At 71.7% G+C, this 11,616-nt stretch carries 8 protein-coding genes; 6 read left to right on the top strand and 2 right to left on the bottom strand.

Going from position 1 to position 11,616, the window contains the following annotated elements; genetic code table 11:
- Positions 1-83: 83 nt before the first annotated feature.
- Positions 84-1,352 carry an MFS transporter gene (locus tag SNOUR_RS11035; protein WP_067346111.1) on the top strand — a complete coding sequence of 423 codons (1,269 nt, stop codon included), beginning with the start codon at positions 84-86 and terminating at the stop codon, positions 1,350-1,352.
- Between the two features lie 20 nt (positions 1,353-1,372).
- Here the strand turns inward: SNOUR_RS11035 and glgX are convergent, their stop codons facing one another.
- Entirely contained in the window at positions 1,373-3,640 is a 2,268-nt protein-coding gene (gene glgX / locus SNOUR_RS11030; protein WP_067346109.1) for a glycogen debranching protein GlgX, read from the bottom strand.
- 567 nt (positions 3,641-4,207) lie between these two features.
- Between glgX and SNOUR_RS11025 the strand changes: the two genes are divergently transcribed.
- Positions 4,208-5,458, top strand: a complete 1,251-nt coding sequence (locus SNOUR_RS11025; RefSeq protein ID WP_039631791.1) for a DUF5919 domain-containing protein — start codon at positions 4,208-4,210, stop codon at positions 5,456-5,458.
- Positions 5,459-5,663: 205 nt separating this feature from the next.
- Positions 5,664-6,377, top strand: a complete 714-nt coding sequence (locus SNOUR_RS11020; RefSeq protein ID WP_067346107.1) for an exonuclease domain-containing protein — start codon at positions 5,664-5,666, stop codon at positions 6,375-6,377.
- Between the two features lie 39 nt (positions 6,378-6,416).
- On the opposite strand, the gene SNOUR_RS11015 is transcribed toward SNOUR_RS11020, so the two are convergent.
- Positions 6,417-7,304 (bottom strand): aminoglycoside phosphotransferase family protein, encoded by an 888-nt coding sequence (locus SNOUR_RS11015; RefSeq protein ID WP_067346105.1) that lies wholly within the window; start codon positions 7,302-7,304, stop codon positions 6,417-6,419.
- A gap of 183 nt (positions 7,305-7,487) precedes the next feature.
- Between SNOUR_RS11015 and SNOUR_RS11010 the strand changes: the two genes are divergently transcribed.
- From SNOUR_RS11010 to SNOUR_RS11000, 3 genes are all read left to right on the top strand, one after another.
- The gene (locus SNOUR_RS11010) at positions 7,488-8,699 is read left to right on the top strand and encodes a macrolide family glycosyltransferase (protein ID WP_067346104.1); all 1,212 of its coding nucleotides are present in this window, start codon (positions 7,488-7,490) and stop codon (positions 8,697-8,699) included.
- 322 nt (positions 8,700-9,021) lie between these two features.
- Positions 9,022-10,233 carry a S8 family peptidase gene (locus SNOUR_RS11005; protein ID WP_067346102.1) on the top strand — a complete coding sequence of 404 codons (1,212 nt, stop codon included), beginning with the start codon at positions 9,022-9,024 and terminating at the stop codon, positions 10,231-10,233.
- Positions 10,234-10,477: 244 nt separating this feature from the next.
- The gene (locus SNOUR_RS11000) at positions 10,478-11,611 is read left to right on the top strand and encodes a glycosyltransferase family 2 protein (RefSeq protein WP_494487188.1); all 1,134 of its coding nucleotides are present in this window, start codon (positions 10,478-10,480) and stop codon (positions 11,609-11,611) included.
- Positions 11,612-11,616 lie beyond the last annotated feature (5 nt).

The raw sequence follows: 11,616 nt of genomic DNA, 5'->3' as shown, positions 1-11,616 counted from the left end.
CCGAACCGGAAAGCCCCTTCGCGGTATCGCTTCGTACGTACCGCCGCTACGGATCGTGCCGGTGCGGCGGATAGCTTCTTGTGATGACCGCCGCCACCGCCACGTACCGCCGGGTGCTCGCCCTCAGCGGGCCGCTGCTGCCCGTCGTCTCCTTCCTGGGGCGGCTGCCGACCGCCATGTGCCAGCTCGGCAGTGTGTTGTTGGTGGCCGAGACCAGTGGTTCGCTGACCACCGCGGGTCTGGTGGGCGGTGCCCTGGCGGCGGGTCAGACGGTCGCCGGCCCGCTGACGGGGCGGCTCGCGGACCGGCACGGCCAGCGCCCGGTGGTGCTCGTCGCCTGCTGGCTCAACGCGCTGGCGGTGGCGGCCCTGGTGACGGCCGCGCTGGCCCGGACGGCGACGCCGCCGCTCGCCGCGATCGGCCTGCTGGCGGGGGCGAGCGTGCCCCAGATTGGCCCGCTGGCCCGCACCCGGCTGGTCGCCCTGGCGCACCGCGCGGCGGCCGACGACCGGGTGGTGAGCGCCGCGCTGTCCCTGGAGGGCACCCTGGACGAGGTGTCGTTCGTGCTCGGTCCGGCGCTGGTGGGGCTGGCCGCCACCCTGGCGCACCCGGCGGTGGCGCTGGCCCTGGCCGCGGCGCTGCTGGCGGTCTGCGGCTCGGCGTTCGCGCTGCACCCGACCGCGGTCGCCGTGCGGCCCGCCGCGAACGCCGCCCGGGCCGTCCGCCCCGCCCGCACCCGGATGCCCCGCGCCGTCCACGCCATGCGCCTGTCGACGGCCCTCCAGGGCGCCATGTTCGGCGCCTGCCAGGCCGGCATCACCGCGCTCACCGAACGCCTCCACCAGCCCGCCCAGGCGGGGCTGGTGTACGCGGCGATGGGCGTGATGAGCGCCGTCGCGGGCCTCTCGCTCGCGCTGGTACCGGCCCGGATCGGCCTGCCGACCCGCTGGCGGGCGGCCGCCGCCGCACTCATCGTGCTGTCCGTGCCGCTGCTGTTCGTCCGGTCGATGGCCGCGCTCTACCTGGTCGTCGTGGTGCTCGGGGTGGCGTTCGCGCCGCACCTGATCACTCTCTTCGGGCTCACCGAACGGCTGGTGCCCGCCACCCGGCTGGCCGAGTCGATGGCGTTCCTCACCAGCGCGGTGGTCGGGGGCCAGGCCGTCGCGCTGGCGGTCTCCGGGCGGCTCGCCGACGCGTACGGCCCGTCCGCCGCCTTCGCGGTCGCCGTCGGCGCCGCCGTGCTGATCCTCGGCGTCGCCCTCATCACCCGCGCCGGCTCCCGGCCCACCGCCCCCGTCCGCACCGCCCGGCCCGGACGGGAGGCCGCGGTGGACCGCACCCCGGCCCCCTGAACCTCCGGACCCGCGCCGGCTCAGGCCGGCCGCTGGAGCACCAGCAGGCTCCGCCCGACCAACGTCAGCCGGTCGCCGCCCTTGACCTTGGCGCCCCGGCCGTCCGCCGCCGCTGCCGGCCGGTCGGTGTCCACCACGACCTGCCACTGCCGGCCCAGGTGTTCCGGCACCGTGAACTCCTTCTCCTGGTCATGGGCGTTGAACATCAGCAGGAACGAGTCGTCGGTGATCGGCTCGCCGCGCGGCCCCGGTTCCGAGATCGAGCTCCCGTTCAGGAAGACCGTCAGCGACTTGGCATGGACGGACTGCCAGTCGCGCGTCCCCATCTCCGCGCCGACCTCGGTGAACCAGGCGATGTCGGACAGCTCGTCGTGGGTGCCCTCCATCGGGTGCCCCTGGAAGAACCGCCGCCGCCGGAAGACCGGATGGTCCCGCCGCAGCCACACCATCTGCCGGACGAACGCCAGCAGCGCCAGCTCCTCCTCCCGCTCGGCCGCCGCCGGCGTGTCGACCGGTGCCCCGCCGTCCCCCTCGACCGCCTCGCCCCCGTCCGTCTCACCCGTCTCTTCCGTCCTGTCCGTCCCATCCGCGCTGTCGGGCCGGTCGGCGTCGAACGCCCCGGCGCCGCCCGGCGCCCCCGGCTCCGGCCACCGCACCCAGGTCAGCTCGTTGTCCTGGCAGTACGCGTTGTTGTTGCCGCGCTGGCTGCGGCCGAACTCGTCGCCGTGGCTGAGCATCGGCACGCCCTGCGACAGCATCAGCGTGGCGAGGAAGTTCCGCATCTGCCGCAGCCGGAGCCGGCGCACCCCGGGGTCCTCGGTCGGCCCCTCGACCCCGCAGTTCCACGACCGGTTGAAGCGCTCGCCGTCCCGGTTGTCCTCGCCGTTGTCCTCGTTGCGCTTGTCGTTGTACGAGACCAGGTCGCGCAGGGTGAAACCGTCGTGGCAGGTGACGAAGTTGACCGAGGCGAGCGGCCGCCGCCCGTCTTCCTGGTAGAGGTCCGACGAACCGGTCAACCGGGATCCGAAGTCCGCCAGCGTGCGCGGTTCGCCGCGCCACAGGTCCCGCACGGTGTCCCGGTACTTCCCGTTCCACTCCGTCCACAGCGGCGGGAAGTTCCCCACCTGGTAGCCGCCCTCCCCGACGTCCCACGGCTCGGCGATCAGCTTCACCTGGCTGACCACCGGGTCCTGGTGCACCAGGTCGAAGAACGACGACAGCCGGTCCACCTCGTGGAACTGCCGGGCCAGCGTCGCCGCCAGGTCGAACCGGAACCCGTCCACGTGCATCTCCTGCACCCAGTAGCGCAGCGAGTCCATCACCAGTTGGAGCACGTGCGGACTGCGCATCAGGAGGGAGTTCCCGGTGCCCGTGGTGTCCATGTAGTACCGGCGGTCGTCCGACAGCCGGTAGTAGGAGGCGTTGTCCAGCCCCCGGAAGGACAGCGTCGGACCCAGGTGGCTGCCCTCGGCGGTGTGGTTGTAGACGACGTCGAGGATGACCTCGATGCCCGCCCGGTGCAGCGCCCGGACCGCGGTCTTGAACTCCAGCACCTGCTGCCCGCGGTCCCCCCAGGACGCGTAGGCGTTGTGCGGGGCGAAGAAGCCGATGGTGTTGTAGCCCCAGTAGTTGCTCAGCCCGGCGTCCACCAGCCGGTGGTCCTGGACGAACTGGTGCACCGGCATCAGCTCCAGGGCCGTGACCCCCAGCGCCGTCAGGTGGTCGATGATCGCCGGATGGGCCAGCGCCGCGTAGGTGCCGCGCAGTTCCTCCGGCAACTCGGGGTGGCGCATGGTCAGGCCCTTGACGTGGGCCTCGTAGAGCACCGTCTCGTGGTAGGCGGTCCGCGGCGGGCGGTCGTCGCCCCAGTCGAAGTACGGGTTGACCACCACCGACGCCATGGTGTGCGGCGCCGAGTCCAGGTCGTTGCGCACCTCCGGGCGGCCGAAGCGGTAGCCGTAGACCGCCTCGTCCCAGTCGATCACGCCGCTCATCGCCCGCGCGTACGGGTCGAGGAGCAGCTTGGCGGAATTGCAGCGGTGCCCGCGCTCGGGCTCGTAGGGGCCGTGCGCCCGGAAGCCGTAGCGCTGTCCCGGCATCACCCCCGGCAGATACGCGTGCCGTACGAAGGCGTCGGACTCGCGCAGCTCGACGGCGGTCTCCGACCCGTCGTCGTGCAACAGACACAGCTCGATGCGCGTGGCGGCTTCGGAGAACACCGCGAAGTTGGTGCCCGCACCGTCGTAGGTGGCACCCAACGGATACATCTGTCCCGGCCAGACCTGCATGCGTAGACTCTTCCACTTTCTCTACGGGGCGGCGGCGGCTCCACGACACACGTCCGCGGACCGAATCGGATTCCTTCCCCCATATGTCCCAAACTGCCGGATAGTGGGAGATTTTCGTGTGAACTCCGCTGAATGGTGGGTCGTCTTCTGCGATGTCGGATTGTCGTACCGTGCGTCGATCGGGGTCGGTGGCCGGCGTGAACGGTCGGTGTACGGGGCGGCGGACCGGTACGGCTGTCCCTAAAGCGGACCTCTTCGACGGACTACATCAAATGCCGGCAGTTCGCCAGCGACATTCCGGCCCACCACGGCGCCCCCGCGCCAGGTCCGGCCCCGCGGCGCGATGTCAACGGCCCGCCGTCGGGACACTCCATCGCGTGGGCCGGAATCGGTCCGCGCCCCCTGCCCCGGCTATGAAACCGCTCACTCCCCCCGCGCTTTCCGGCCACAACCGGCACTATGAACAAGGGGAGTTGGCATCCGACTCGATGCATCCTGCTGCACCGCCCCCCGCGCCGCAGTAGTCTGCCTTGATCGTTGGCACGGGGGTTCGGGAGGCGGTGGCAGGTGAGCGGCGGGCTGGAGTTGCCCCCTGGTGACGAGAGTCATGAGGGCCACGAGGGCGGCTCCGTGGACGCACCGCCCGGCACGGTGTCCCTGGCCCGCCCCCTGGAGATCGGCGCGGAATTGGACTGGGGGGCCGACGCCTGGAGCGAGGTGCGGACCCGGGCCCGACGGGCCGGTCGCGCCTATATCTGGCTGAATCTCGTCGAGCAGCGCCTGCGGGCCGTCGTCGCGGCCGTCCTGCGCCCCATCTACGAGCCGGTGCACGGCGACGAATGGGTCATCGCGGCCGCCGGGCCCGCCGGCCAGGAGTGGGTCCAGCGCGCGGTCGCGGTCCGCGAGGTCAGCCGCCGCAAGGGCTACCTCCTCGACCCCGCCGACGACAACATCGTCAGCTTCCTGACGCTCCCGCAGCTGCGCGAGCTGATGGTCCAGCACTGGCCCTGCTTCGAGCCCTACGTGGACGACCGCCGCGAGGTCGAGCTGGTCCTGGACGAGCTGGAGGTGGCCCGCAACATCGTCTCCCGCAACCGCGCGCTGTCCGAGACCGTCCTGGCCCAGGCCGAGCGGGCCTCCGCCCGTCTGCTGGACATCCTCGGTTCCGGGGCCGGCACCCGTATTTCCGGGCGGCTGCCCATCGACGCCGTCGAGGACCTCGTCGGCGACCGCTACGCCGACGTGGTCGGCGTACACCCCGACCGGGTGCGGCTCCAGCGCCAGCTGCCCGCCGAGGACCTCTTCGGCGGCGCCCGCCGCCTCGACGCGGTGGGCATAGGACTCAACCTCCTGGTCCAGAACTACTCCGGCCGTCGGCTGGTCCGGCTCGCCGAGTCCGGCTGCCGGGTCCGGCTGCTGTTCCTCAACCCGGCCAGCAGCGCGGTCCGCCGCCGGGAGCGCGAAATCGGCCTCAAAAAGGGCGAGATGAGCCGCTCCATCGAGATGAACATCCTCCACATGCGCCGGGTCCGGGCCCGGCTGCGGGATCCCGGCGCCTTCGAGATCCAGGTCTTCGACGAGACCCCGCGCTTCACCGCCTACCTCGTCGACGGCGACGGGCCCGACGGGATAGCCGTCGTCCAGCACTACCTCCGCAAGAGCCGCGGGATGGAGTCGCCGGTCTTCGTGCTGCGCGGGGGCGGCCGCGAGGTGGTCCGCCAGGACGCCCGCGACGGCCGGGACATCGACCACGGGCTCTTCGAGATCTACCGCGAGGAGTTCGAGAGCGTCTGGGCGGACTCGCGGCCGGTCTCCTGAGCCGGTCCGGGCGGCGGCGTGCCGGGCGGCCCGGCCCGTTGTCAGTGGCGCGTGGGAGAGTGGTCGGACCACGGGGGAGGAACCACCGAAGGAGGCCGCGCATGAGTGAGCGCAGCGTGGGGATCGGCCCGGCCGAGGGCCGGGACGGCATCGAGCAGGGGTGCGCGCCGCGCCGGTGCGGGGTCGGGCGAAGCGAGGTTTCGGCATGAGCTGGCATCAGGAGCTGCTGGCCGGCTTCGACCTGGAGACCACCGGCACCGACGTCGAGCAGGACCGCGTCGTCACGGCCGCGCTGATCCGGCTGGAGGGGGACGGCCGGGTGGCCGACAAGCGGTCCTGGCTGCTCGATCCGGGCGTACCGATCCCCGACGAGGCCGCGGAGATCCACGGCATGTCGACCGCGTACGTCCAGGAGCACGGCCGATCGCCGGCGGGCGCCATAGTGGAGATCACCGAGGCACTGGCCGAGGTCCTGCGCGCGGACATACCGCTGGTGGTGATGAACGCCCGCTACGACCTCTCGCTCCTGGACCGCGAGTGCCGCCGCCACGGTGTGCCGACGCTGACCGACCGGCTGGGCCGACCGCCCGCCCCGGTCATCGACCCGCTCGTCCTCGACAAGCACGTGGATCGCTACCGCAAGGGCAAGCGTGCGCTCCAGGCGCTCTGCGGGCACTACGGCGTACCGCTCGACGGCGCGCACGAGGCGGGCGCCGACGCGGTGGCCGCGGCCGGCGTCGCCCGTCGCATCGGGGAGAAGTACCCGGCCGTCGCGCTGCCCTCGCCGCGCGCCCTGCACGCCCTGCAGGAGCAGGCCGCCGCCGAGCAGGCCGCCTCGTTCCAGGCGTATCTGCGCCGGTCCGGCGACCCGCGGGCGAGAGTCGAGCCGGCCTGGCCGCTGATCCCGTTTCAGCGCTGAGGCACGCGGCCGGCGCCGCCCGGAGGCCGGGTCACCGCCTCAGAACGGATACCACCGGACCGCCGCGTCCTTCTCGCGCAGCGAGGCGATCCGGCGTCGGAACTCCTTGAGCGCCGCCGGATTACCGGGCGCGTGCTGGGAGACCCAGGCACAGCTCGCGGTCTCCCGGGATCCGCGCAGGACGGCGCAGCCCTCCCAGTCCCGGACGTCCCACCCGTACACCGCCACGAAGGCGTCGTAGGCTTCCGCGCCCAGCCCATAGCGGTCCCGGCTCAGCGCCATCACGACCAGGTCGTGCTCGCGCAGGTCCGAGGAGAAGGTCTCCAGGTCGACCAGCACCGGTCCGGCGGGCCCGATGTGGACGTTGCGGGTCAGCGCGTCGCCGTGGATCGGGCCGCGCGGCAGATGCGGCTCCAGCGCCGTCGCGGCCAGCGCGAAGGCGTCCCGCCGGCCGCGCAGATACTCCGCGTCGGCCGGCGACACCGCGTCGCCGGCCAGCCGCAGCCACCGCTCCACGCCGTCCAGCAACTCGCGCCGGGGGAGCGCGAACGGCGGCTCGGGCAGCGCGTGGACGCGCTTGAGCAGCTCGGCGAGGTCCTGCGGGGCGGCGGGCCGGACGGCCTCCGGCAGCTGTTGCCAGTACGTCACGGGGTGCCCGTCGACGAGCCGCGCGGTCGGCTCCGCGGCCCGCACGGCCGCGACGTCCTCGGCCGCCAGCCACTGCGCCACGGCCAGCTCCCGCTCGGCGCGCGCCAGCAGTTCGGCGCTTCGGCCGACCCGGACGACCGGGCCGCGCTCGCCCAGGGCGAAGACGGCGTTCTCACCGAGTGCGAGCAGCCGGGCGTCCGCCGCCGCGCCGGGGTGCCCGGCCGCGGCCAGCACGTCCCGGGCACGCGCCTCGGTGAAGGCGGGGCTGGGTTCGGTCATCGGGTTGCCTCCTGCGGTGCGGTCTCGCGACCAGTGTCGCAGGTGCCCGACGCCGCTCCGGGGCCCGTCCGCCCGCCGTCGGAAGTGCACTGCCGGGTAGGGGAGTTGGACGCCCGTCGCACCCTGGGTGTGACGACTTTTCGCCGTTAAACGATACGTATCGTCTCGCGTAGGGTCCTGGGCATGCCTCAGCACCCCTCGCACATCGCCATGTTCAGCATCCCGGCGCATGGCCACGTCCAACCGAACCTCGACGTCATCCGCGAACTGGTCGACCGCGGCCACCGGGTCAGCTACGCCCTCCCGGACGCCTTCGCCGATCTCGTCGCCGCCACCGGCGCCGAACACCGGCCGTGGACCTCCGTCCTGCCCCTCGATGAGAATCCGCGGTCCTGGGGCCCGGGCCTCCTCGACCACCTCGAACCCTTCCTCGACGACGCGGTGCAGGCCCTGCCGCAGCTCGCCGCGGCCTACGAGGGCGACACCCCGGACCTCGTCCTCCATGACAGCGCCGCGTTCCCGGCACCGCTGCTCGCCCACCGGTGGGGGGTTCCGGCCATCCAGCTCACCCCGCACATGGTCGCCTGGGACGGCTACGAAGAGGAGGTGGGCAAGGGGATGCGGGAGGAGGTGCTGCGCACCGAGCGCGGCCGCGCCTACCACGCGCGCTTCCGGGCCTGGTTGGCGGAGCACGGACTGCCGGGCGTCGTCGAGCCGGATTTCCTGTCCGCCCGCCCCGCCCGCGCCATCGTTTTGATCCCCCGCGCCATGCAGCCGAACGCCGACCGGGTCGACGCCTCCGTCTTCACCTTCGTCGGCTCCTGTCGCGGCGACCGCTCCGCGCAGGGCGACTGGCGGCGGCCCGCCCGTCTCGCGCCGGACGTCAAGGTGCTCCTGGTCTCCCTGGGCTCGGTGTTCACCGACGCGCCGGAGGTCTACCGGGCCTGCATCGAGGAGTTCGGCGGGCGGCCGGACTGGCATGTGGTGCTGCAGATCGGGAAGTTCACCGACCCGGCGGTGCTCGGCGAGGTCCCGGACAACATCGCGGTGCACACCTGGGTCCCGCAGCTGGCGATCCTCCGCCAGGCGGACGTGTTCGTCACCCATGCGGGGATGGGCGGCAGCCAGGAAGGTCTGGCGAGCGGGGTGCCCATGGTGTGCGTACCGCAGGCCGCCGACCAGTTCATGAACGCCGATACCCTGGAAAGGCTGGGTGTCGCACGGCAGTTGGCGAACGGGCAGGTGACGGCGCGGGCGCTGGGTGACGCGGTGCGTTCACTGATCGACGATTCCGATGTGGCCGAGACGCTCCGACGGATCCGCGCGGAGATGGCGGACGAGGGCGGCAGCCGGCGGGCCGCCGATCTCATCGAGGCCCAACTCCCGTGGGGGTAACCGCCGGTACGCAGATCTTGCGAGGCGCGAGCATGCCACAAGGGGACAGTTGAACGAGCAAATGAATCGTCAGCTGTCCCCCTTCGTTGCGCAAATGTAAACGGAGTTGAGTCGGTGTTCGTCAACTCCAGCGCGCCCTTTGGGTACTTCTGAAACCTTTTGCATTTCTACAGGGTTGTTGCGAATCTCACACGGCCCGGCGGCCCTTGAATTGCACTCGTCAATCCGACAGGGTTTCGAACCAGTCCGCCGGAGATCTCGCGGTCTCCTCGGGCTGTTCGCAACGCTTCCCCCCACACCACGAACGAGGAGAACCCTCGCCATGGCTCATAAGCGTTCCAGCAAGAAGCGGCTCATCACGGCGATATCCGCCGCCGTGGCCGCCACTGGTATCGCCGCCGTCACTGCGGTCACCGCGGGCGCGTCGCCCGCCGCCGAGGGCAAGATCTACGGTGCCGACGCCAAGGGTGCCGTCAAGGGCAGCTACATCGTGCTGCTGAAGAAGTCCGCCTCGATGCGCGCCGCCGAGAGCGGCGACCTGGCCGCCAAGTACGGCGGCAAGGTCAAGCGGACCTTCACCTCCGCCATCGACGGCTTCTCGACCACCGGCCTGTCCGCCGAGGACGCCAAGCGCCTGGCGGCCGACCCGGCCGTCGACAAGGTCGTCCAGAACCACACCTTCCACATCGACGGCACCCAGGAGAACCCGCCGTCGTGGGGTCTGGACCGCATCGACCAGACCGACACCAAGGGTGACGGCAAGTACAACTACCCGGACAGCGCGGGCGACGGCGTCACCGCCTACGTCATCGACACCGGTATCCACATCAGCCACAAGGACTTCGGCGGTCGCGCGTCGTACGGCTTCAACGCCATCGACAACAGCGACAAGGCCGAGGACGACAACGGCCACGGCACCCACGTCTCCGGCACCATCGGCGGCACCGCGCACGGCGTCGCCAAGAAGGTCAAGCTGGTCGCCGTGAAGGTCCTCGACGCGCAGGGCTCCGGCAGCACCGAGCAGGTCGTCGCGGGCATCGACTGGGTCACCAAGAACCACAAGGGCCCCTCGGTCGCCAACATGTCGCTCGGCGGCGGCGCGGACGAGGCGCTCGACGCGGCCGTGAAGAAGGCCATCGACTCCGGTGTCACCTTCGGCGTCGCGGCCGGCAACGAGTCCACCGACGCGGGCCAGGGTTCCCCGGCGCGCGTCAAGGAGGCCATCACGGTGGCCTCCAGCACCAAGGACGACCAGCAGTCCGACTTCTCCAACTACGGCAGCGTCGTCGACCTCTACGCTCCGGGCTCCGACATCACCTCGGACTGGAACACCAGCGACGACGCCACCAAGACCATCTCCGGCACGTCGATGGCGACCCCGCACGTCGTGGGTGCCGCCGCGATCTACTTGGCCGACCACAAGGACGCCAAGCCGGCCGACGTGGAGAAGGCGCTGACGGACGGGGCCACCCCCGACAAGATCAGCAACCCGGGCCAGGGCACGCCCAACAAGCTGCTGAAGGTCGTGGAGTAGTCCGCCGGCAGCCGATCGGGTCGTTCGGCCCCTGACGCCGGCCGTCGCGCTCGCCCCCACGGGGCGCGGCGGCCGGCTTCGCCGTACCCGCGGCCCGCCAACGCGCCTTCCCTCGCGTCGGGTTATCCACAGGAGGCTCCCTCCGAATCCGTGGACGGCCGAGCGTGGCTACCGTCGGTGACATGCACGGAGTCACGCCGATTCTCGGCATCAGCACCATCGTCTACGGAGTGATCGGACTGATCTGCGTCGTCCTCGGCGCGGTCCGCACGACAGGGGGGAGCCCGCCATGCACACCGTCACCGTCATCGTCCCGGCGCACAACGAGGAAGAGGGGCTACCGGCCACGCTGGAGTCCCTCGCCCGGCAAACCGTCCCGCCCGACCGGATCCTGGTCGTCGACGACGCCTCCACCGACCGCACCGGCGAGGTAGCCGCCGCACACGGCGCCACGGTGCTCCGCCCGCCGCGCAACCTCGGCAGCAAGGCGAGGGCGCAGAACCACGCCCTTCCGCGGTGCACCACCGACCTCGTCCTGGCCGTCGACGCGGACACCGTCCTGGCTCCGGACTACCTCGAACGCATCCTCCCGGTCTTCGACGACCCCGACGTCGCCGTCGCCGCGGGCACGGTCCGCACCCGACACACCCGCACCGTCTGGGAGCGGGGCCGCTCCACGGAGTACCTCTTCGGGTTCCACTTCCACCGGCCCATCCAGGCACTCGCCGACAGCCCCATGGTCTGCTCGGGGTGCTGCTCGGTCTTCCGGCGCGGCGAACTGGTGGCGTGCGGCGGCTTCCCCGAGCGCACCATCGTCGAGGACATGGACTACACCTGGTCCCGACAGATCGCCGGCCGGCGCGCGGTCTACGTCTCCGACGCGGTGGCCCTCGCCGCCGACCCGGAGAACCTCACCTACTTCCGCAAACAGGTCAAGCGCTGGATGGCCGGCTTCTGCCAGAACGTCCGGCTCCACCTCGGCCGACTCCTCGTCCGCAAACCGCTGTTGGCGATCTGGGTGCTGCTCGCCCTGTTCGAGATCCTCACCGCGCCGCTGTGGTGGGTCACCCCGTTCGTGCTCACCGCGACGACCGGCGCCTCACCACCGGCCGCCCTCGCGTGGTGGGCAGGCACCGACCTCCTGCTGACGCTGCCACCGCTGGTGTACGCCGCCCATCGCCGCAAACTCCCCCTGTGGGGCGTGCTGGTGAACATCCCCTGTGCCTACGCCACCAAGGCGGTCAACGTCGTCTACGCCTGGAAGGCCCTGGTCGTGGAGTTGTTGCTGGTGCCCCTGCACCTGGCGCGGGGGCTCACGGTCTACGAGAAGGGGCGCGCCGACGCACCCTCGGGGCAGCGGGTGGCGATGGCGACCTGACCCGA

The sequence above is a fragment of the Streptomyces noursei ATCC 11455 genome, from assembly GCF_001704275.1.
Classification (GTDB): domain Bacteria; phylum Actinomycetota; class Actinomycetes; order Streptomycetales; family Streptomycetaceae; genus Streptomyces; species Streptomyces noursei.
Note: the sequence above shows the minus strand (reverse complement) of the source record. Positions and strands in the feature narration are given on the sequence as shown.